The following is a 21,526-nucleotide window of genomic DNA, read 5'->3' as shown; positions in this document are numbered from 1 at the left end:
TGTCCTTGCCTAGCCGCCAAGCTGGCCCTTGGTTGTCGGTATCCTGTCCGCCTGACGCGGGTCGATTTCCATAGCCTTGCGCAAGCTTCGCGCAACGGCCTTGAAGCAGGTTTCGGCGATATGGTGACAATTGGAGCCATAAAGATTGGCGATATGAAGGGTGATGCCCGCATTCATGGTGAATGCGCGAAAAAACTCTTCAAACAATTCTGTATCGAAGTCGCCGACCTTGTCCCGGTCAAAGGTCACATCCCACACCAGGAAAGGCCGTCCGGAAACATCGAGGGCGCAACGGGTAAGAGCCTCGTCCATTGCCAGATGCGTGTCCGCGTAGCGTGTGATACCGGCCATATCGCCAAGCGCAGATGACATCGCCTGCCCAAGCGCTATTCCAGTGTCTTCCACTGTGTGGTGAAAATCGATGTGCGTGTCGCCTTCGGCGCGGACATGCATGTCGATCAGCGAATGGCGCGAGAGCTGCTCCAGCATATGATCGAAGAACCCGACGCCGGTCTTGACGTCATATGCGCCCGTACCGTCCAGATTGATTTCGACCGAGATGCGGGTCTCTTTGGTGTCGCGCGATATTTTCGCTGTGCGCATGGATTGCTGTCCTTGCTAAGGTGAGGAACGGGCGGTGTTGTAGCAGCCTGATGCAGCTAATGAAATAGCGACGTCGACATCGGGTATCGTCCTATAGGCCGACAAGAACGATCCAAGGACCAATCGGCCACCGAATTGCCGTTGGCAATGGCCCAGTCACAAGGGAATTTGACATGTACAGGGAAGCGATATCCGAGGGTGGTCTTGCTGTGGTGACCGGCGCTGCAAGCGGCGTCGGTCTGGTTGCCGCGATCCGCTTTGCAGAGGCCGGACTTGGTGTGGTTTTGGCAGATTTGCCCGGCGACCAACTTGATGAGGCGGTCGAAAGAGTGCGCGAAGCAGCAAGATCGGGCGCGATTGTTGAAGCTGTTGAAACCGATGTGTCGGATACGAAACAGGTGGAAGCACTCGCGGACAAAGCGTTCGAGCTGGGCCCGGTGGCGATCCTGATGAACAATGCCGGCATCAGTCGCCCGACCGGGGCTTGGGACCGTATGGAAAACTGGACACAGATGATGGACATCAATTTTTTTGGTGTTCTTCGCGGTGTCCAGGCCTTCACACAACGCATGATCGATGCCGGAAGGCCGGCGGTCATCATCAACACCGGTTCCAAGCAGGGCATCACGACGCCTCCTGGCAACCCGGGCTACAATGTCACCAAGGCGGCGGTCAAAGTGCTTAGCGAGCAATTGACACATGAGCTGCGTGAAAAGGCTGCGCCGATCTCCGTCCACTTGTTCGTTCCCGGATTCACCTACACCGGAATGATTGCCGCCTTCATCCCGGAAAAGCCTGATGCGGCCTGGACGAGCGAGCAAACGGTCGACTATTTCATCGAAAGAATGTCGGCAGGAGATTTCTACGTCCTTTGTCCGGACAATGACGTCGACAGCGTTCGTGACCGACGGCGTGCGCAGTGGGCCATCGGCGATATTATCGAAAATCGCCCACCCTTGAGCCGCTGGCATGCCGACTACAAGGAGGCGTTCGCCGAATTTGAGAAGGATGGCAAGCCCTGACGGTAGAACAACGGCGCCCCTAGTGCTAAGCACGGGGCGCCTGTCCGTTAGAAAAGGATCTTGCCGATGCCAACCAGCCCTTTTGCCCCGACTTCCGCACTCGATCGCCTGATGTTGCCTGTTGATGTTCCGACCCTTGGCGAAGCTGAAGAGCTGGTAAAAAAAACGGAAGGCAAGGTCGGCGTCTACAAGATCGGTATGGAGCTTCAATTCGCCGGTGGCCTGGAGTTTGCCCGCGATCTGGCTGCTGACGGCAAGAAGATCTTCCTCGATGTCAAACTGCACGACATTGACAATACGATCGAGAAGGCCGTTCGAAACGTCGCCAAAATGGGCATGACTTTCATGACGTTGCACGGGTATCCGAAGACCATGCGCGCGGCTGTGAAGGGATTGCAGGCCGAAGGCAACCCCAATCTGTGTCTTCTCGGGGTCACCGTTCTGACTTCGATGGATGAAGACGATCTCGTCGCGGCGGGGTATCGCGGCCCGCTTGCCGACGTCGTGGAGAGCCGGGCGCGTGATGCCCGCACGGCGGGCATGGGAGGCATCGTCTGTGCCGCGCCTGAGGCTGAAAAGATGCGGGTGCTCCTTGGAGACGAACTCGTCATCGTCACACCCGGCATCCGGCCCGCTGGCAGCGCGGCAGGCGATCAACGCCGGGTTATGACCCCGGCAGACGCCATCCGCGCAGGCAGCGACTATCTGGTTGTCGGCCGCCCGATCAGCAAGGCTGATGACCCGGGTGCTGCTGCCGACGCCGTTGTTCAGGAAATTGAAGGTGCGCTTGGCTGATCTGCTCAGGCGGCCTGATTGTCGCCATTGGCACCGGAGCGCAAAACCATCCCATAGAGATCGCGCGGGTCATCCGGATCTGCAAGAAGGTCCAGTTTTTCGAAATGGCCTGTCTGAGGCAGCATGTCGTGCACATAACGCAGCGCTGCAAAGTCCTCTATCGCAAACCCGACGCTGTCGAACAAGGTAATCTGATCCTTGCCTGTTCGACCTTCCGCATTGCCGGCATAGACTTGCCAGAGCTCGGTGACAGGGTGATCGGCGTCCAGTTGTTGCAATTCGCCTTCGATCCGGGTCTGCTCGGGAAATTCGACGAAAATGTCAGATCGCAACAGAATGTCTTTGTGCAACTCTGTCTTGCCTGGGCAATCGCCACCGATCGCGTTGATGTGCACGCCTGAGCCGACCATGTTGTCAGTCAGGATCGTCGCGTAACGCTTGTCGGCCGTAACTGTTGTGATGATCTCCGCACCTTCGATCGCATCCTCGGGTGTTTTGCAGATGGTGACGTTGAGCCCGGAACTGGCGAGATTGCGCGCAAGCCGAATGCTGGCGCCATGGTCGATGTCGTAAGCCCGTATCTCTGTTATACCGAGCATGTCCTTGAATGCAAGGCACTGAAAGTCGGACTGTGCGCCATTGCCGATCACGGCCATGGTTGTCGATCCCTCTGGTGCAAGGTATTTGGCCGCCAGGGCTGAATTGGCAGCTGTTCGCAATGCGGTCAGGATGGTCATTTCAGTGAACAGCACGGGATAACCTGTTGCCAGATCCGACAGCACGCCGAACCCGGTCACGGTCTGCAGGCCCTCGCGCATGTTGCCGGGATGACCGTTGACATACTTGAAGCCAAAAGTCTTGCCATCGCTTGTCGGCATCAACTCAACCACCCCTTCAGGGGCATGTGCGGGAATGCGCGGCTTCTTGTCGAAGCTTTCCCAGCGCAGGAAATCCTCTTCGATATATCCTGCAAGGCCACGCATGAAGGTTTCCACACCGACGGACCGCACGTTGCGCATCATGTTGTCGACGCTGACAAACGGAACGAATGCGAGATCCGAGGGGGACAGATTGATGGTGTTGTTGGTCATGATGTCCTCTAGAAGCTTCTGGTCGGGCGGTCGAAGACACGGCGACCGAATAGGCTACCTGTCAGTTCGACCATCAGACGCGCGGTTTTTCCGCGTTCATCCAGAAATGGGTTGAGTTCGACGAGATCGAGCGAGCTGACAAGTCCGCTGTCATGAAGCATCTCCATGACGAGATGCGCCTCGCGAAAAGTGGTGCCACCAGGCACTGTGGTTCCAACCGCCGGCGCGATATCCGGATCAAGGAAGTCCACATCAAGGCTGACATGAAGCAATCCGTTTGCAGCCTTCACACGGTTCAAGAAGGGTCTCAGCAGTCCGGCAATGCCGTCTTCATCGATCTGGCGCATGTCGCGAACGCCAACGCCATGATCAAGAAGTTGTCTGCGCTCAGCGTCATCAATGGAACGGACACCCAGGATCTCAACGTTTTTCGGGTCGACCGTGTGTTTCAACGGATCGCCGAGAAGCGCATCGAATCCAGGCAAACCGCAGACAAACGCAAGCGGTGTGCCGTGGAGATTGCCGCTGGCAGTGGTATCGAAGGTGTGAAAATCGGAATGGGCGTCTAGCCAGAGTACAAAAAGCGGGCGTCCGAGGCGCGCTGCTGCTCGCGCCTGTCCGGAGACTGTTCCCGCAGCCATGGCATGGTCGCCGCCAAGATAGACCGGCACAATCGGGTTTTCGCCGAGCTGGGCGGCTTTTTGGTGCAGCGTGCGGGTCCAGCCGGCATAGGCCGGGAAATTTTTAAGCACGGGATTGGGCGAAGCCAGATCGCCAACGTCAGCCGGTTTCAGATTGCCGTGATCGGTGACTGAGTGCCCGAGATCTTCCAGAGTGTCCGCCAGCCCGGCGGTCCGATAGGCGTCCGGGCCCATCAGACAGCCTCTCTGACCGGCGCCTTCGTCAACCGGCGCGCCAACAAGGGCAATCTGTTTTCCGACAACGTCCACGCCATTCTCCGCCTGAATTCGCAATATCTGGAAAGTGTGCGCAAACGCCGCGGCGGAGTAAATCCGGCAACTTGATCAAATGTGCGGTAAGATTTATCATTTTGATAGCTTCAATTACTCAAAATGGTTCAATGGATGATCTCGATCTTCGCCTAGTCTCGCATTTACGCCATGATGGCCGTCGATCGGTGTCCGATTTGGCAAGTGATCTGAAAGTGTCCCGGGCAACCGTGCGTGCGCGCATGGAGAAACTGATCGAGTCGGGTGAGATACTCGGCTTCACGGCGGTCTTGCGCGATGATTGGCGCGATCTGCCGATCAGGGCCGTGACCCTGGTTGTGGTCGATGGTCACAACACCGACCCGGTGTCCAGAGCCCTGAGTGCCATGACGGAAGTCCGAGCCATTCACTCCACCAACGGCAAATGGGACCTGGTTCTGGAAATCGCAACGCGGGATCTGGCAGCCTTTGATGATGCATTGAACCGCATTCGGCTGATCGAGGGCATCACGGGCACGGAAACCAATCTTCTGCTGTCGACCAGAAAAGGTCCTGCTGCATCTGCAAGTGAGTTCAGGGATGTTCTGGGTTGATGGGCCTTGCCCTCTAAATCGTCGCCCAAGTCGGATCGCAAATCGGGTCGCGCTGGTTCTGCTGGCCCGCTAGGATCAACGCAGACTGAATAGAGCTGATGGATCTGACATGACCAAAGCACTCGACCTTACGAGCTTGACTTCTGATCCAACGCCGATCTGCGTTGGTGCGGAAGCCGCCGAACACTATGAAATCGTACGTAGAACGTTGAAGCGTATTACCGAAGACTGGCGCGAGCAGCCGTCACTTGAGCAATTGGCAGGAGAGGCTGGTCTTCAGCCCATCCAGTTGCAAAGAGTGTTTTCCAGATGGGCTGGGTTGACGCCAAAACAGTTTCTGCAAGCCATAACACTGGATCACGCCAAGGCTCTCTTGCGAGATAGTGCCAGTGTCCTGGATGCGTCCTACGAAGTTGGTCTTTCCGGCTCGTCCCGGCTGCACGACCTTTTTGTCACGCATGAGGCAATGACGCCGGGTGACTACCGCAACAGGGGCGCAGGACTGAAGATAGCCTACGGATTTCACCCTTCGCCGTTCGGGCAGGTTCTGGTCATGGCAACGGACAAGGGACTTGCCGGTCTTGGATTTGCGGATCCGGGCGGCGAGGAAGAAGCCCTGACGGATATGTGTGATCGTTGGCCGGCTGCGCAATTCGTTCCCGATCAGGACGCGACCGCTACGTATGCGGATCGCGTGTTCGATCCCGAGAAGTGGCAGCAAGACCAACCTTTGAACGTAGTCATGATCGGAACGGATTTTGAAATTCGGGTCTGGCAAACCTTGCTCAGAATTCCAATGGGTCAGGCAACAACCTATTCCGATATCGCCACCTCGATCGGCAAGCCGAAAGCCTCGCGGGCCGTCGGCACAGCAGTCGGCCGCAATCCGATTTCCTTTGTCGTGCCGTGTCACAGGGTGCTTGCCAAGGGGGGAAAACTGGGCGGCTACCATTGGGGGCTCACCCGCAAAAGGGCAATCCTGGGCTGGGAAAGCGGTCTCTCCGGCCCGGTTCTGGAGTGTGTTTGAGGGTGTTCCCTAGGTGGTCACATTCGACCATCGAGTTAAGGGCGAAGGCTCTTTCGTCTAATGCACGGGCCCTTTGGGCATCGGATAGTCTCCGGTGATCTCCCAGCCGAAGGATGTGATCCTTTCGGCAGCCATCGGGGTCAGCTCGCCTGTGATCAGGAAGTCGACGCCCGAGGGCGGAAAAGGCAACTGGCCAAGGCCGGTGTGAATAGCCGAAAATGTCTGTGCCACGGTCTGCGTCCAGGAAACTTCGTCAAGCGGAAGCACAACTGCGGCCAGACCGTCACGACGGATGGCAACCGGTATGTTTGAAACTTCCTTGATCTGACTCAGACCCGAGATTTCACGATTGTAGGTCTCCAGAAGCACAATGCGGCGCAGTTGAAAATAGGCAATGTCCCTGCTTTCGGCATCTGCGGCTTTGGCTGCGATCAGGTCGAGGTCCTGAACACCGGGCATGGCCTGAAGCTGATAAGCAATCGCGGCCTTTTCGGAGATCGTATAAAACGGGTTGGCAGCAATTCTTGAGATCGTCTGATCGCTGATACCGGCATTGCGCAGAGCTGCAGCGGTCCGTTCTTCCAGCTCCGAGGGAGAGCTGTCGATGATGAGCGTGCTCAAATTGTCAGCCTGACGTGCTGCCGACACGACCAGTCCGCCCGGAAGCAATGCCGTAATCGCGCTGACTGTCCAGTTGCCCGCTGTTGTAACGCTCGCTGTTTCGTCCAGCTTTTCAGACAGTGGCCGATAGAAAGTATAGGGATCGACGCTGAGCTCAACCGCAAGTTCTCGACGTTCGCGGGCCTGCCCGGTTATCGCTTTTGCCAATTCAGCGGGAGATCCGCCTTTGCCGGTAACGGCCGACTCCACACCTTTGGTCAGGCGGCCGAACATCCGACCGACGCCGGAAACCGTGTTTTTGGCAGTCCCTACCGGGTCAGTCACCGTGTTCTCGACGAAATCCACCGGCTTCATCGCGGCCTGCTTCAATCCATCGACGAAGCTGGCGTCATTCTTCAGGCTTTCCAGGGCGACCAGAACCTTGAGCTCGGAGAGCCGCAGTTTCAAAAGGCCATCGCCCTCAATCCGTTCCACACCGAGATCTGTTTGCAGCTGGTAGATGCGCAGGAAGCCGTCACTTCGAACCGGAGCGAGAACCGCATAACCGGGTCCAAGCTGCTTGCCGTCCAGCACAACCGCAGGGTCCTGCTCTGGCGGCGTTTCATATTGCTCGCTCAGTGACATCGCCGGTCCCGCCAACAGGGCCGTTCCAAGCAACGCACCGGCGAAACTGGCAAGTATACTAATCGGGCGTTTCATCCGGCTGACCTCCTGATAGCCTTGGCCGGAAAGTGCTCAATCTGGCGCCATTCCGTTGCGCGCCAGGGCCTCACCGGCCAGATAAAGCGAACCGCAAATCAAGATCCTGGGCGCTTCGCCGTCCTGTTGCGCACAAGCTGCCACATCCGCAAGGGCTGCGTCCAGCGATTGAAACGGTGTCGCCTCAAGTCCGGCGCAACGGGCAAGGTCTGCCAGGTCTTCGGGTGTTCTCCCAGTCGACGTTGTCGAGATTGGCACAGTGCCCACATGACGGACCAGTCCGTGAAAGGGTCGAAAATACCCGACCGGATCTTTGGTTGTTAGCATGCCGGCGATCAGATAGAGCGGGCGCGGAGTGCGTTCTTCCTGTTCACCCATGAATTGGGCGACCGAGATTCCGGCGCCAGGGTTGTGGCCACCATCGATCCAGACTTCAGCGCCCGCCGGGCACATGTCGAGAAGAGCACCGTGGGTCAGCGGTTGCAGACGACCGGGCCAGTTCACATGTTTGAGCCCATCGGCAATCGTTGCTTCGCCGGGCAGGAGATGAGCCACTTTCAGAGCGGCGATGGCAAGGGCCGCGTTTTCGAACTGATGTCTTCCGCCCAGCACGGGAAGTGGCAGGTCGATCAAACCTTCCTCATCCTGAAACGCCATGCGACCCTGGTCTTCCTGGGCGATAAAGTCCTGACCAAAAACCTGGATGAGTGCGCGGTTGCGTGCGGCTTGTCGTGTGATTTCAGGCAGGGCTGTGTCTTCTTGTGCTGCGCAGATGACCGGCACGCCGTGCTTGATGATGCCGGCTTTCTCCCGAGCGATGACCGCCAGATCGTTGCCAAGGAACTTCTCGTGGTCCATGGACACTGGTGTGATGATCGAGACCAGGGGCTCGTCGACCACATTGGTTGCATCGAGACGGCCGCCCAGTCCGACTTCAAGCAGCAAAATGTCTGCCGGTTGTTCGGCAAAGAGGAGAAGCGCCGCTGCGGTCGTAATTTCGAAAAAGGTTATTTCGGCGCCAGCATTGGCTTCTTCGCAGCGGTGAAGCGCGTCGAAAAGCAAAGGGTCGGAGACGAACTTTCCATCGCTACCCAGCCGGATGCGCTCATTGAAGGAGACCAGATGCGGTGAGGTATAAACGTGGCATCGTTTTCCGGAAGCCTCCAGGATAGCCCGCATCGTCGCCGTCACCGATCCCTTGCCGTTTGTGCCGGCAATATGGATAGCCGGGGGCAGGCGTTGCTCGGGGTGATCGAGGGCTGCCAGCAGCCGATGCATCCGACCAAGTGATAGATCGATCTCTTTGGGGTGCAGCGCCAGAAGGCGGTCCAGAATTTTCGTGATTTGATCCAAGGCGCCCTCCGCAGGGTCCTGTCATCCGTTACAGCGTCTGTTACGCCTTTAGGATATGGCTGCTCGCGAGACAAGCGAACAGCCCGGAAATGTCGTGAATTGCCGCATTCGCGACATTTTACGGAAAATTTGCGCGCTTAGGCTGACGCTTCAGCTTCCTTGGCGGGTTCTTCAGCCGCCTTTTCAGCATTGTCTTCAGTGTCCTGCGCAGGCTCTTTGGGAGCTTCCAGGCGCGGCAGCTCGACTTCGCGTTTCATGAGGATGCCGCAGACACGAGCGATGGTGTCTTTCATCTCCTGTCGCGGCACGACCATATCGATCATGCCATGATCGAGGAGATATTCAGCGGTCTGAAAATCTTCCGGAAGTTTTTCGCGGACGGTCTGCTCGATCACGCGGCGGCCGGCAAAGCCGATCTGGGCACCCGGCTCTGCGATATGAATATCGCCGAGCATTGCATAAGATGCAGAAACACCTCCGGTTGTCGGGTTTGTCAGCACGACGATGTAAGGCAGACCCGCTTCACGCAGCATTTGCACGCCGACTGTCGTGCGTGGCATCTGCATCAATGACAAAATGCCTTCCTGCATCCGGGCACCGCCGGAAGCAACAAACATCACAAACGGTGTTTTGTCTTCAACGGCTTTCATCATGCCTGCAAGGATGGCCTCGCCGACAGCCATGCCGAGCGATCCGCCGACAAAGGTGAAGTCCTGCACGGCAACAGTCATGGCCATGCCGTTGACATTACCCTGCGCCACATGGACGGCCTCGTTTTCGCCCGTCTTGGAACGAGCGTCCTTCATGCGATCCGTGTAGCGTTTGCTGTCACGGAATTTCAAAGGGTCTGCCTGAACCTCTGGCGACTCGACAGGGGTATGTTTTCCACCATCGAAAAACGAATCAAGTCGTTTGCGCGCAGGCATGCGCATGTGATGACCGGAGTTCGGAATCACCCAAAGGTTGGCCTCCAGATCCCGATGAAAGACCATTTCTCCGGTTTCCGGACATTTGATCCAAAGGTTCTCCGGAACTTCTCGTTTTTTCCAAAGATCCCGGATCTTGGGGCGTACAATAGAATTGATCCAGTTCACGTCAGGCGCGTCCCAATACTCGAGTTACCTATGGCGGAGATATGGGGTCCGCCGCAATTCCTTCAATTCATTTCAACCGTCAGGCCTGACGGGCTCGGGCACAACCGGAGGCCAGGTCACTGACCACGTCCGACACTGCCTGAACGGTTTTGTCGGTGGCCTTGCCGGCTTCGTCCAGGCTGTCGCGAATGGCATTAACAAGAACCGACCCGACAACGACACCGTCTGCATCTTTGCCGATGACGGCGGCCTGATCGGCCGTCTTGACGCCAAAACCAACCGCGACCGGCAGTTCGGTATGGCCCTTGATGCGATTTACCGCAGTGGTCACCCGGCCGGTATCCGCAATGCTGGCACCGGTAATTCCAGTCACCGAGACGTAATAGACGAAACCTGAGGTGTTGGCCAGAACGGCCGGAAGGCGCTTGTCATCGGTCGTCGGCGTGGCGAGACGAATGAAGTTGAGACCGGCTTCCAGGGCAGGAATGCAGAATTCATCGTCCGCTTCGGCCGGAATGTCGACAATGATGAAACCGTCCACGCCCGCGTCCTTGGCAACGTGTACGAATTTTTTGGGATCGCGCACATAGATGGGGTTGAAGTACCCCATTAAAATGATTGGCGTATCCTGATCCTGCTTCCGGAAAGCCCGCACCATGTCCAACGTCTTGTCCATGGTATGTCCGGCAGCAAGAGCGCGCTGGTTGCCTAATTGGATCGGAATGCCTTCTGCCATCGGGTCGGAAAATGGCATTCCCAACTCAATCACATCGGCACCGGCGGCAGGAAGCGCGTTGAGAACGGCTTGCGACGTTTCTAGATCCGGATCTCCAGCGGTAATAAAGGTGACCAGCGCCGGTCTTCCGGCCTCTGCACAAGCTTTAAAACGGCGATCGATGCGCGTTTCCGTCATTCACTGCTACCCTTTTTCCGCCCGGCCATATCGCACAGGCTCTGTCATCTGAGCGATGTACGGGCGCAGCGTGCGGAATGTCAATCTATTGTGCAGGAATTCGGTTTGGTTTTGAGACCATCGGGGTCGGCAGGCCGAGATCTTTACTTGCTCGGATAATCAATCAATCCGATTGCGCGAAACTCAGCGTCGGCTCGATAGACGTGTTCGCTGCGGATGCCCCTCGCTTTTGCGGCGCGCAGGCACGGACCGCCCGTACCGCGAAAAACCGTCGAAAGCGGTGCAGCGGAAGGTGCACTTAAAAGGATAGCCTGCAAAACACTCATCTTACACCGGAGGAACCAGATTTATAAAACCATTCGAAGCAGGATACTTATGAGATTTTTGCACTGCAGCAATAGCGCTGACTGCAAATCAGGCTTGCTAAAAATGCATGGCTGGATTGTCAGAGGCGCATCAATTGCCTCTGGAAATATGCACTCTGTGCGTCTATTTTGTTTGAACTAGAAAGCCATCGAAGAAAACAAGGAGCTGAAAATGGCCCATTCCCTCTTTGAACCAGCACCGAAGCCACTTGGTGAGCGGTTCTGGAGACGCGTCATAGAATTCAACATCAACGGATCGCAGCAACCGGAAACCGGGTCACACACAGCGCCAGAGTTGACCGCTCAGGTTAGATCGCTTGATGCTCGCGGGAGGCAGCAGTTTCTCCAGGCTGCCTTTGCAATCAAGCCCATCAAATGAAAAGCCGTGCGCTGATGAGCAGGCGCACGGCTTTTTCATTTACGAGGTCCGTCAACCGGATCGTTTAGCGGCTCTGTCCGCCAGCGATCGTTATCGCTTCTTGAAATATTTACCGAAGGCGTGGCTCGCGATATCGCTGCGCTCCAGGCCGAGGTCAGCAAGCTGAGCCGTGTTCATGTGGTTCAAGCGTTCAATTTCGTTTGCCGTGCGGTGTGCGGCGCGAACATCGCGAACAAAACCGCTAATCATGTCGAATGCCATTGGTGTGTTCCTTTGAGAGGGGGCGGATGAGGTGTCGTGCACGGTTTTTCTTTGCACATAATTTAGTCCCGCCATTTTTGCGGACAACGCACAAGTTTGCATTGCAGCAATGCCGAATTGGCTGAGCAGGTTAACAAAGCCCCGGAACAGGGGTGCCAGGCGTGAAAACGAAAAAGCCACGCCATGGTCAGGCGCGGCTTTCCAAAAAAATGAGGTGCGACGAGATCGATTTTACAAATCGAAGCCGAGCATTTGGCCAACGGCGAAGACATCCTTGTCGCCACGACCACAAAGGTTCATGACGATAATCTGGTCCTTGTCCATCTGAGGTGCCAGCTTGGCGACATAAGCCAATGCGTGCGATGGTTCGAGTGCCGGGATAATGCCTTCGACACGTGTCAGAAGCTGAAATGCTTCCAATGCCTCATTGTCCATGATCGGAACATATTCGACGCGGCCGATGTCTTTCAGCCAGGAGTGCTCAGGCCCGATGCCCGGATAATCGAGTCCGGCCGAAATGGAGTGCCCTTCCAGGATTTGCCCGTCATCGTCCTGAAGCAGAAATGTTCGGTTGCCGTGCAGCACGCCCGGTTTGCCTGCAGTCAGGGAAGCGCAATGCTCCTCGCCTTCCAGGCCGTGACCGCCTGCTTCCACGCCGTAGATTTTGACATCCTTGTCATCCAGGAACGGATGGAAGAGCCCGATGGCGTTTGACCCGCCGCCAACCGCGGCAACAAGCGCATCCGGAAGCCGGCCTTCGGCCTCAACGATTTGCTCGCGCAATTCTTTGCCGATTACCGACTGAAAGTCGCGGACCATTTCCGGATAGGGATGTGGACCGGCAGCAGTTCCGATCAGATAGTAGGTGTTGTCGACATTGGTGACCCAGTCGCGCAGTGCTTCGTTCATCGCGTCTTTCAGCGTGCCGGCACCAGCTGTCACTGGAACAATTTCTGCACCTAGCAGCTTCATGCGGAAAACGTTGGGCTTTTGCCGTTCCACATCGGTCTTGCCCATATAAACCACGCACGGTAAGCCGAAGCGTGCACAAACCGTGGCGGTTGCGACACCATGCTGTCCGGCGCCCGTTTCAGCAATGATCCTGGTTTTACCCATGCGTTTGGCAAGCAGGATCTGACCGAGACAGTTGTTGATCTTGTGAGATCCGGTGTGGTTCAGCTCATCACGCTTGAAATAGATCTTGGCGCCGCCGAGTTCTTCAGTCAGGCGTTCGGCGAAATAGAGCGGTGACGGCCGACCGGTATAATGCGTGTTCAGGGATTCGATTTCGGCATGAAATGCCGGGTCGTCCTTCGCATCCTTGTAGTGCTGCTCCAGATCAAGGATCAGTGGCATCAGGGTTTCGGCCACATAGCGGCCTCCAAAAATTCCGAAATGTCCGCGATCGTCCGGACCGGTCCGGATGCTGTTCGCCATGTCGTTCACGCGTATTCTCCTTCGTCCGGCAGGTCAGGCCGCTTTGACCGCTGCCATAAATGCGCGAATTAGATTGCTGTCCTTGACGCCTTTGTCTCGCTCAACACCCGAAGAGACATCGACTTCCTTTACGCCGCTTACGCGGATCGCCTCGGCGACATTGTCTGCATTCAATCCACCCGAAAGCATGAAGGGCTTCTTCAGGTCAAGGTCTTTGAGCAGCGACCAGTCATAAGAAACACCGTTTCCGCCTGGCAGGTCCGATCCCTTTGGTGGCTTGGCATCAAATAGGATCCGGTCTGCGACGACCGAATAATACAGTGCCTTTTCCAGATCTTCCTTCGCGGCCACCGACACGGCTTTCATAACGCCGGTTCCGTGCATCACCTTAGCGGCCGCACATGCTTCGGGTGCTTCACTGCCGTGGAACTGGAACGTGTCGGGCGCCACCAGTTCCTTGATCCGCGAAAGACCGTCCAGATCCATATCCACCGTCACGGCCACGATTTCAGCACGGTCACGGGCCATGTCGGCCAGCTTGCAGGCATCGCTCAAGGAAACGTGGCGTGGACTCTTTGGAAAAAACATCAGGCCGACCATGTCCGCGCCGGCATCCAGCGCAGCTTCCATGGTTTCTTCGGTCGACAGGCCGCAAATTTTTACTTTGATATCCGACATGGGGTTGAGGTATCGCCGCTGCAGCGCGGTTTGTCAAAAGAGGAATTGGCGTTTCACTTTTTCAAAACGTGACGGCATCGGCGAAGCCTTCGGCAGGCTGTGTGATGCTACCTCGGTAACGAATGTCAGCTAGAGCATTCCGTCGCGTTTCAACTCGTCCGAAACCCAGTCACGGAACAACCTGACTTTGCGGCTGGTCCGGTTGATCGGCGGATAGCTCAAGAACCAGCTTTCGGCCTCCACACGGCAGGTCAATTCAAACGGCTGGATCAGTTGGCCCGTCTCTATGGCGCTTTTGCAAAAATAAGGCGTCAGGATAGCCACGCCCTGACCTGCAATGGCCCTGTTTGCTTCAAGCGCCTGCGAACCCATGCGTGAGTTCGGATAATTGCTGAGATCCACATCCGGAATACCGGCTGCGGCAAACCAGATTTCCCACCATGGATCCTGCGGATCCACGAGCGGCAGTTTCAGAATGTCCTCTGGTTGTTTGACGCCCCCGATGGTCTCGGCAAGCACGGGGCTCAGCATAGGGGTAAAGGTCGCCTTGACGACCTCATGCGCGATCCAGTCTTTCGGAGGTGCCTTGCATGCGGACACGACGACATCAGAACTTTCAAAACGAGGATGTGCGTCAGGACCATAGGGGAGAATGCGCACGGCAATGTCGGGATTTTGCATCTGAAAATGAACCAGACGATTGGACAGCCAATTCACAGCGAAGGTGGTGTTGCTGGAAACGACAAGTTGGCCAGCATTCTTGTCTGTTACGTCTTCGAAGGCCTGTCTCAGGGATGTGAAGGACTCAACAACCTTTGCCGCAAGTTCAGCGCCATGCTCTGTCAGTTCGATCCGGCGCGTCTTCCTGGTGAAGAGCTGAAAACCGAGTCGTTCTTCCAGAAGCCGGATCTGGTAGCTGACGGCCGCCTGCGTCATGCCGAGCTCCTCTCCAGCCTTGGTGAAACTGAGGTGGCGGCTTGCGGCTTCAAATGCGCGGATAGCTGAGAGCGGCGGCATATTGTTTGACATGCATAAGTTTCCCTTATGCGTACTTATCGAGATTTCGTTGGTAAGACAAGCATACCGGATCGATATGTAACTTCCTAAAGCCAAGGAGTTACATAGATGTCAGAGTGCATTCGATGTGAAGTCGATGAGGTGTTGGTTGAAAGACAACCCCCAGGTTTCATAAAGAGGTTTTTTGCAATGATGTTCAACCGGCGGTCCCGCCGACGCCCGAAACGCATTGCTCCCGGCGACTTGTCACCAGCTCTGATGCGAGACATCGGCCTTAGCGACACCGCGTTTGAGGCGGCTTCCTTGCACGAGAAGTGGCGGTTGGAAATGGACCTGCAGTCAAAGTGACTGGAGATCCAGGAGCTTCAAAGCAGAAGAGCCCAGGCAGTTGCGGCCAGCATACCGGCAGCCATGACAACGGTGATGGCGCGCATGAACGGTCCCTCACCGATAACTGCAAGAATGGAAACGCCGACAAGCGCCCAAAGCGAGTGAAAAACCAGGCCGCCTAGTGAAAACCCAACCAGCAAAATCAAGGCGTTCTCGTGAATGCCGAGGCCGTTTCCCGCAAGGAAAGTCGAGAAAGCAACAAGGTTCATCGCCCACGTCTTCGGACTGAGCGGATGAATCAAAAGCCCCTCCCAGAAGCTTGGCAGGGCAACCTCTCCTTTCGGTTTGATCGAGAGTGAGACAATTCTCCATGCAAGATAGGTCATGTAAGCCATGCTCAGAACCTTGAACACGGTAACAATTGTTCCGCCGCCTGCCATGACGTGACCTAATCCGTAAGCGACGCTGAGTTTCAGTGGCCATGCGCCGACAACAGACGCCAGAATGACCGGAAAGGCGGTTCGATATCCCGCTGACGCGCCGATCGCCAGAAAAGTCAGATTGCCCGGACCGGGCGTGCCGGTCATGACGATGATGAAGACCGCAAAGGCTAGAAGTGTCGCGGGGTCCATTTTGTCTCCAGTCATTGTATCGTCTAGATAAATACAATTGATACAAAGCAGTGAAGACTCTAACTGTCTTGAAAAATTGTATGCGTCAATGATAACATTGTTCTCATGACAATGTGGATTCCGAACATAGAGGCCGCTGCAGGTCCCATTTATCTTGCAATCGCCGACGCCCTTGAAGGCGACATACAGGCCGGGGCGCTGGCTCAAGGTGACCGGTTGCCGCCGCAGCGCGAGCTTGCTTATCAGCTGGGTGTTACACTCGGAACGATTACACGTGCCTATGGCGAAGCTGAACGCCGCCGTCTGGTGAAGGGAGAAACTGGTCGGGGAACCTATGTGGCCTCAGAAACGCAGAAGGTTTCTCCACTCGTACCCCAAGAGGACGAGCCAGAAGCTTGTGACCTCGCCCGAAATTTTGCTTATCCGCACCTGAATCCGAGCCTTGCCGAGGGTCTGGTGCGCATGGCGAAGACGAACGGCATCGATCGATTGAACGGGTTTGTCCCGTCTGAAGGCCTGAGGGCTCATCGGGAAACCGGAGTGCTAGTATTCAAGGATTACGGGCTCGAGGCCGATCCTGCCCGCGTTGCTGTGACTTGTGGCGCTCAGCATGGAATTCAGGTGACCTGTCAGGCCCTTTTCAGAACCGGAGACGCGGTTGCGGTCGACCGGTTTACCTACCCCTCGATCTTCAGCTCGCTCTCCAGCCTCGGGCTGAAAGCCGTGCCTCTTCCCGCGCTCAGGCGAGAAGATGGCGGCTTTGGAGCAATGGATCCGGACGCATTGGCATCTGCCGCCAGAACTCATGGTGTCAAGGGCGTTTTCCTCATGCCCAACATGCAGAACCCGACTACCCACACCATGTCGATCACGGAGCGTGAAGATCTGGTGCGTGTGGCACGTGAAAATGATCTCAAGATTGTCGAAGATGATCCCTATACCCCTTTCCTGCCGGAGACGCTGCCGTCTTTCGGTGCTCTCGCACCTGAATTGACGGCCTCGATTGCAAGCATCTCCAAGGTCTGTTCGCCGGGAAGCCGGATCGGTTTTGTTCATGTGCCAGCGTCTTTTGGAGACAGCATCCGCAACAAGATTGGTGAAAGCACCTGGATGGCGTCGCCCATAACGGCGGAGCTGATCGCAGGTTGGGTGCGCGAAGGATTGTTGTTCAGAACCCTGCGTCTGAAGCGAAAAGCCAACAGAAGCAGATTCTTGAACGCACGCGAAATTCTAGCGCCTCATTTCCTGCAAAGCGGCACCGACAAGGTGTTCGGCTGGTTGCGCTTGCCGGATCAGGTCGACCCGGACGCCTTGCAGGCAGCCCTTGGCCATCAGGGAGTGTCCGTGTTGTCGTCCCGCCATTTCCAGGTGAGGGACTATGAATCTGCCCCGTATGTGCGCCTCACCTTCGGGTCCGAGCCTTCCGATGACCGCTTCGTCTGGGCACTGAAGCGCATCAGGTCAACAATCAATCAATTGGCTGATCTGCCTGAGCTGACGCGTCCGGTCGGCTAAGTCCTCTCGCAGCGCCTATAGTTTTGGAAAAGCGTTCGTGCGGCCGGACGCCGACGGAACGCTGTGCGCAAGTCGGTGAAATGGTGAATGCCCCTATTGCCGATTTGCTGCTTCTGCTGCGTCACGTAAAATGAAGCGTCTTTGACACAAAAGGGTTTCCGGTCGATAAGCGGCGCGAAGCTAAGAGAAAACTCTTGAAGCGGCCGACTGGCGGCGAGGTGATATGGCGTTCTGGCCAAGGAAAAGCAAACAGACTGAAACGCGTGTCTGCGACCCGGACGCCAAGCCGTTTGCTGCCTTTGAAAACGTCACTCTGGAAATCGCGGATCGGTCAGTTCTGAGTGATCTGACATTACGTCTCAACGAAGATCGCATCGGTGTAATAGGGTTAAACGGCTCTGGGAAAAGCACTTTCGTAAGGCTTCTGAATGGACTGCGCACTCCCAGCAGCGGTGACCTTTCGCTATTTGGTGCACCGGCAACGATTGCCGAACCAGAACTGCCACGTCATGTGGGCTTCGTGTTCCAGAACCCAGATCATCAAGCGATCTTTCCAACAGTTGAAGAAGAAATTGCCTTCGGTCTCACACAGCTTGGATACGAAAAGGATAAAAGCCGCCGCGAGGCGCGGCTGTTTCTCGCCACCCATGGGTGTGAAGCGCTGGCTGAAAGGCCGATTTCAGAACTCTCGGAAGGCCAGAAGCAGCTGATCTGCATTCTGGCGGTGCTGGTTATGGAGCCTCGGCTTCTGGTGCTCGATGAGCCCATGACCAGTCTTGACGCTCTTGCGACCAGCCGCATTCGATCAATGCTGATGTCGTTGCCGCAAAAGATCGTCCTTGTCAGCCATGATCTCAGTCATTTTGAAGGCTTTGACCGCATCCTTTGGCTTGAGGAAGGGCGCTTGCGCATGGACGGGGCACCGCATGAAGTGCTTGCGGCCTACCGCGCTGATCTTGACAGCAGATTGGGCAGCAAATTGGAGCTTGTTGCGCTGTGATCGCGATGCAAATTCCTGGTGACACTTGGGCGCATCGGCTCCCGGCGGGTCCAAAGTTGGTAGCGGTCGCTGTCGCTAGTATCGTGCTGTTTCAGGTGACGTGGTTCTGGGTCCTCCTGCCGTGTCTGGCTGTCGTCATCTGTCTTTATGCCAGTTTGGGTCGACAAGGTCTGGCCCGGTTAAAGCTCTTGCGCGGGTTGTCAGTGCTTCTTGCATGTCTGCTGGCACTGCACTGGCTGTCCGGAACGCTCCTGGAAGGATTTGCCATCATTTTGAGGCTTCTGGTCATGATCCTCGCAGCGAATTTTGTGTCTGTCACGACGCGCATGGACGATATGATGGCAGCCGTGCAACCGCTTTTCCGGCCGCTGGAATGGTTTGGGGTTTCATCGCGCAAACCTGCGCTCGGGGTCACTCTCGTCCTTCGCTTCACACCCTACATGCTGCAAGTCTTTTCAGTGTTGCGGGAAGCTTATCGGGCGCGAACGGGATCAACCGGTTCCTGGCGTCTGTTGGCACCATTTGCCATACAATCCCTTCGCATGTCGGACCATGTCGCAGAGGCATTGAAAGCACGGGGCGGCTCAAACGGACTGACAAGATAGTTGAGTCGCAGGTATGGCCAGGTCTGGCATCCGGGCTGAAACTGGGGTATCCGGCGCCCGACACAACTGCGTTGGACGGAACGCCTTGTACGAAAGTGTTCTGTGGCAACAAAAGAGACAAGACACTCAAGAGGAATGAACGATATGGCTGATCGGTCTTTGGTTCACGTTGCTTTCTATGCTGCTCTCATTGCAGCGCTTGGCCTGCTGCCTCCGGTGGCCATACCGTTTTTAAGCGGTGTCCCGATCACCGCGCAGACGCTTGGTGTCATGTTGGCCGGTGTCATGCTCGGCCCGGTTCGCGGTGCTCTGGCGGTGCTTCTGTTTCTCTTTATCATTGCCTTGGGGGCACCTTTGCTTGCCGGCGGCAGAGGCGGTCTGGGCGTGTTCTTCACTCCGTCCGTTGGCTTTCTCATCGGTTGGCCGGTAGGTGCATTTGTTGCCGGCTGGATCATGCGCGCAACCGGACGATTGAATGTGCTTACGTCCTCTGCGATTGCTGCGGCAATCGGAGGGATTGTTGTAGTTTACGCCTTCGGTATTCCAGGACTTGCCTATAAGGCTGGATTGTCGCTCACCGAGGCAGCGGTTGGCAGCGCAGTGTTCATTCCCGGCGATTTGCTGAAGGTCGCCATCACGGCACTTGTCGCTGAGACCATTTCAAGAGGCCTGCCGGCTGCCTTCCTATCCAGGACCTAGGACGTAGGGCGATTGGACCGCTTGGATGACCTTTGTTGGCGACCGGCTTGAAGCATATGCGACGGCAAAGCCCGCAGACACCGCGCTAAAATGCGGTCCGGCCTCTCTTACCTGGCTGGAGTTGTTCGACCGGATTGAAGCGGCGGCGGCGGTAATTTGCCAAGAAACGATTGCCGGTGCCAGGGTCGCACTTGCCCTGGCCGACCCGATGTCGTTGCTGATTGGCCTCTACGCGTCAGCGCGCACGGGTCGTGTCGCTCTGATTGTCGACCCGGAGTGGCCGGACCGTTTGATGAAGTCTGTACTGGCGGAAGTGAGTCCGGCCCTTTTCATCCAACACGGCTCGCAACTGTTCAATCCGGTCAGCGGCCAACGAACGGACGACAGGCCTGATGAAGAGGCTCTCTTTTTTGCAGGCTTTACCTCCGGCAGCAGCGGTTTTCCAAAGGGATATGTCCGCACTCATAGGTCCTGGCTCAAGAGTTTTGAGCTATCAGATCGTGAATTCGGCAACGCTCTGAACAACAGGATCGTCATTGCGGGTGGGCTCACCCATTCGCTGCACCTTTATGGCGCTGTTTATGGATTATCTGGCGGCCATCAAGTCGTCCTTATGGAGCGTTTTGATCCAAAAGAGCTTCTTGCCGAACTTTATCGAGCCCGGGAGGGAGCCGTCCTTTATGCAACACCAACGCAGGTTCACTACTTGGGGCAAGCGGCCAGGCGCAATGGCCCTGTCGAGACGGTCAGACAGATCTTGGTCAGCGGTGCGAAATGGCAGGATGGGCAGCGAACCGCGATGGCCAGTATCTTTCCAGATGCCTGCCTGACGGAATTTTACGGTGCATCTGAAACGAGTTTCATTTCAATTTCACGGCCGGGCGATTATGTTCCGCAAGGCTCAGTCGGCCGCGCAGCGCATGGGGTACAAATTGCAATTGGCGACCCGGCGCATCCCCTGCCAAGTGGCACAGCCGGAGAGATCTGGGTCAAAAGCGACCTGCTTTTTGCCGGATATTTGTGTGGCCAATCGTCGGATACTCGTTGGTCCGAAGGCTGGTTGACCGTCGGCGATCACGGCTATCTGGACGGAAGCGGTTTCTTGTTCCTGACCGGTCGATCAAACCGCATGATCGTAACATCGGGCCTCAATGTTTATCCCGAAGAAGTTGAGGCTCAGCTTCTGAACCACGCCGCGGTGGCGACCGCCGTGGTGGTTGGGAGGCCGGATCCGGTGCGCGGTCAGATCCTGGAAGCTGTGGTTCAACTCGCTACGCCGCTTGATGACGCCGCAGATGAGTTGCTTCGCCATTGCCGAAATGTTCTGGCCAAAGGCAAGCTCCCCAAGAAAATTCACATTAAGAACAGCCTTCCACTGACCGCAGGTGGCAAACCGGACATTCCACAAATCACACGTGACTTGATGGGGCCAAGCCAGGGAGGCACGGTGTGAACGAACATCGGCGAGCGGTCATCGTTGCTGCGAGACGGACTGCGGTTGCCCCGCGAGGAGGAGCTCTGTCTCACTTGCAAGCCGATGAATTGGCAGCGCCGGTGTTGAAAGCGCTCGTAAAAGATGCGGCCATTCCACTGGACCGGGTGGACCACGTGGTTCTGGGCAATGCCCTTTATGGCGGCGGCAATCCAGCCCGGCTTGCTGCGCTCAGGGCCGGTCTTCCGGAATCGGTCCCGTCATTGACGCTGGATACGCAATGCTGCTCCGGTCTTGATGCCATATTGACCGGAGCTCAGTTGATCGAGGCGGGTGCGGCTGACTGTGTGCTGGCTGGCGGAACGGAAAGCTTCAGCCGAGCTCCGATAAGAATGCGTCGTCCGACAGCGTCCGG

At 56.5% G+C, this 21,526-nt stretch carries 23 protein-coding genes (1 of these 23 running past the window's edge); 11 read left to right on the top strand and 12 right to left on the bottom strand.

The window, feature by feature from the left end; genetic code table 11:
• Positions 1-9 precede the first annotated feature (9 nt).
• A complete protein-coding gene (gene hisB / locus K1718_RS01450; protein ID WP_265679972.1) occupies positions 10-603 on the bottom strand; it encodes an imidazoleglycerol-phosphate dehydratase HisB in 594 nt (197 codons plus the stop codon).
• Positions 604-776: 173 nt separating this feature from the next.
• On the opposite strand from hisB, the gene K1718_RS01445 reads away from it, so the two are divergent.
• Together K1718_RS01445 and pyrF are read left to right on the top strand one after the other, a co-directional pair.
• Complete coding sequence (locus tag K1718_RS01445) at positions 777-1,625, top strand: SDR family NAD(P)-dependent oxidoreductase (protein WP_265679973.1); 849 nt, start codon at positions 777-779, stop codon at positions 1,623-1,625.
• A 66-nt stretch (positions 1,626-1,691) separates the two neighbouring features.
• Positions 1,692-2,420, top strand: coding sequence for an orotidine-5'-phosphate decarboxylase (gene pyrF, locus K1718_RS01440; protein ID WP_265679974.1), 729 nt, complete (start codon positions 1,692-1,694; stop codon positions 2,418-2,420).
• Positions 2,421-2,425: 5 nt separating this feature from the next.
• On the opposite strand, the gene K1718_RS01435 is transcribed toward pyrF, so the two are convergent.
• Together K1718_RS01435 and rocF are read right to left on the bottom strand one after the other, a co-directional pair.
• Positions 2,426-3,511, bottom strand: coding sequence for an ornithine cyclodeaminase (locus tag K1718_RS01435; protein ID WP_152499055.1), 1,086 nt, complete (start codon positions 3,509-3,511; stop codon positions 2,426-2,428).
• Between the two features lie 8 nt (positions 3,512-3,519).
• Entirely contained in the window at positions 3,520-4,386 is an 867-nt protein-coding gene (gene rocF / locus K1718_RS01430; protein WP_285806074.1) for an arginase, read from the bottom strand.
• 206 nt (positions 4,387-4,592) lie between these two features.
• On the opposite strand from rocF, the gene K1718_RS01425 reads away from it, so the two are divergent.
• Both K1718_RS01425 and K1718_RS01420 read left to right on the top strand, forming a co-directional pair.
• On the top strand, positions 4,593-5,054 hold the full coding sequence (locus tag K1718_RS01425) for an Lrp/AsnC family transcriptional regulator (RefSeq protein WP_265679976.1): 462 nt from the start codon (positions 4,593-4,595) through the stop codon (positions 5,052-5,054).
• Between the two features lie 109 nt (positions 5,055-5,163).
• Positions 5,164-6,081, top strand: coding sequence for a bifunctional helix-turn-helix domain-containing protein/methylated-DNA--[protein]-cysteine S-methyltransferase (locus tag K1718_RS01420; RefSeq protein ID WP_265679977.1), 918 nt, complete (start codon positions 5,164-5,166; stop codon positions 6,079-6,081).
• Positions 6,082-6,138: 57 nt separating this feature from the next.
• Here K1718_RS01420 and K1718_RS01415 read toward each other — a convergent pair whose 3' ends face one another.
• The 4 genes from K1718_RS01415 to trpA all read right to left on the bottom strand — a co-directional run bounded on the left by K1718_RS01415 (position 6,139) and on the right by trpA (position 10,761).
• The gene (locus K1718_RS01415) at positions 6,139-7,401 is read right to left on the bottom strand and encodes a hypothetical protein (RefSeq protein ID WP_265679978.1); all 1,263 of its coding nucleotides are present in this window, start codon (positions 7,399-7,401) and stop codon (positions 6,139-6,141) included.
• 36 nt (positions 7,402-7,437) lie between these two features.
• Positions 7,438-8,754, bottom strand: a complete 1,317-nt coding sequence (locus K1718_RS01410; protein WP_152499050.1) for a bifunctional folylpolyglutamate synthase/dihydrofolate synthase — start codon at positions 8,752-8,754, stop codon at positions 7,438-7,440.
• Between the two features lie 137 nt (positions 8,755-8,891).
• Positions 8,892-9,848 (bottom strand): acetyl-CoA carboxylase, carboxyltransferase subunit beta, encoded by a 957-nt coding sequence (gene accD, locus K1718_RS01405; protein WP_152499049.1) that lies wholly within the window; start codon positions 9,846-9,848, stop codon positions 8,892-8,894.
• 79 nt (positions 9,849-9,927) lie between these two features.
• Positions 9,928-10,761 carry a tryptophan synthase subunit alpha gene (trpA, locus tag K1718_RS01400; RefSeq protein WP_152499048.1) on the bottom strand — a complete coding sequence of 278 codons (834 nt, stop codon included), beginning with the start codon at positions 10,759-10,761 and terminating at the stop codon, positions 9,928-9,930.
• A 537-nt stretch (positions 10,762-11,298) separates the two neighbouring features.
• Here trpA and K1718_RS01395 point away from each other — a divergent pair.
• On the top strand, positions 11,299-11,505 hold the full coding sequence (locus tag K1718_RS01395) for a hypothetical protein (RefSeq protein ID WP_152499047.1): 207 nt from the start codon (positions 11,299-11,301) through the stop codon (positions 11,503-11,505).
• A 90-nt stretch (positions 11,506-11,595) separates the two neighbouring features.
• On the opposite strand, the gene K1718_RS01390 is transcribed toward K1718_RS01395, so the two are convergent.
• The 5 genes from K1718_RS01390 to K1718_RS01370 form a co-directional block, all read right to left on the bottom strand.
• Positions 11,596-11,946: a DUF1127 domain-containing protein gene (locus K1718_RS01390; protein WP_265679979.1), complete on the bottom strand. Its 351-nt coding sequence runs from the start codon at positions 11,944-11,946 to the stop codon at positions 11,596-11,598.
• 51 nt (positions 11,947-11,997) lie between these two features.
• A complete protein-coding gene (gene trpB, locus K1718_RS01385) occupies positions 11,998-13,203 on the bottom strand; it encodes a tryptophan synthase subunit beta (RefSeq protein WP_418068123.1) in 1,206 nt (401 codons plus the stop codon).
• Between the two features lie 33 nt (positions 13,204-13,236).
• Positions 13,237-13,881: a phosphoribosylanthranilate isomerase gene (locus K1718_RS01380; RefSeq protein WP_265679980.1), complete on the bottom strand. Its 645-nt coding sequence runs from the start codon at positions 13,879-13,881 to the stop codon at positions 13,237-13,239.
• 129 nt (positions 13,882-14,010) lie between these two features.
• Complete coding sequence (locus K1718_RS01375; protein ID WP_265679981.1) at positions 14,011-14,910, bottom strand: LysR family transcriptional regulator; 900 nt, start codon at positions 14,908-14,910, stop codon at positions 14,011-14,013.
• Between the two features lie 353 nt (positions 14,911-15,263).
• Complete coding sequence (locus tag K1718_RS01370; RefSeq protein ID WP_152499043.1) at positions 15,264-15,860, bottom strand: LysE family translocator; 597 nt, start codon at positions 15,858-15,860, stop codon at positions 15,264-15,266.
• Between the two features lie 105 nt (positions 15,861-15,965).
• Here K1718_RS01370 and K1718_RS01365 point away from each other — a divergent pair, with 105 nt between their 5' ends.
• The 6 genes from K1718_RS01365 to K1718_RS01340 all read left to right on the top strand — a co-directional run.
• Positions 15,966-17,375, top strand: a complete 1,410-nt coding sequence (locus tag K1718_RS01365) for an aminotransferase-like domain-containing protein (protein WP_265679982.1) — start codon at positions 15,966-15,968, stop codon at positions 17,373-17,375.
• A 223-nt stretch (positions 17,376-17,598) separates the two neighbouring features.
• Complete coding sequence (locus tag K1718_RS01360) at positions 17,599-18,375, top strand: energy-coupling factor ABC transporter ATP-binding protein (protein WP_265679983.1); 777 nt, start codon at positions 17,599-17,601, stop codon at positions 18,373-18,375.
• 5 nt (positions 18,376-18,380) lie between these two features.
• On the top strand, positions 18,381-18,980 hold the full coding sequence (locus K1718_RS01355; RefSeq protein WP_335343020.1) for an energy-coupling factor transporter transmembrane component T family protein: 600 nt from the start codon (positions 18,381-18,383) through the stop codon (positions 18,978-18,980).
• 144 nt (positions 18,981-19,124) lie between these two features.
• Positions 19,125-19,679, top strand: a complete 555-nt coding sequence (locus tag K1718_RS01350) for a biotin transporter BioY (RefSeq protein WP_265679985.1) — start codon at positions 19,125-19,127, stop codon at positions 19,677-19,679.
• A gap of 25 nt (positions 19,680-19,704) precedes the next feature.
• On the top strand, positions 19,705-21,132 hold the full coding sequence (locus K1718_RS01345; protein ID WP_265679986.1) for an AMP-binding protein: 1,428 nt from the start codon (positions 19,705-19,707) through the stop codon (positions 21,130-21,132).
• Positions 21,129-21,526: the 5' end (the start) of a thiolase family protein gene (locus K1718_RS01340; RefSeq protein WP_265679987.1), read on the top strand. The gene runs 763 nt beyond the window's last position; the window shows 398 of its 1,161 coding nt (coding positions 1-398); it begins with the start codon at positions 21,129-21,131; the stop codon falls past the right edge of the window. The genes K1718_RS01345 and K1718_RS01340 overlap by 4 nt, the downstream gene beginning before the upstream one ends.

Source organism: Roseibium porphyridii (genome assembly GCF_026191725.2).
Lineage (GTDB): Bacteria > Pseudomonadota > Alphaproteobacteria > Rhizobiales > Stappiaceae > Roseibium > Roseibium porphyridii.
The sequence above is the reverse complement of the archived record's forward strand: the minus strand, read 5'-3'. Positions and strand labels throughout refer to the sequence as shown.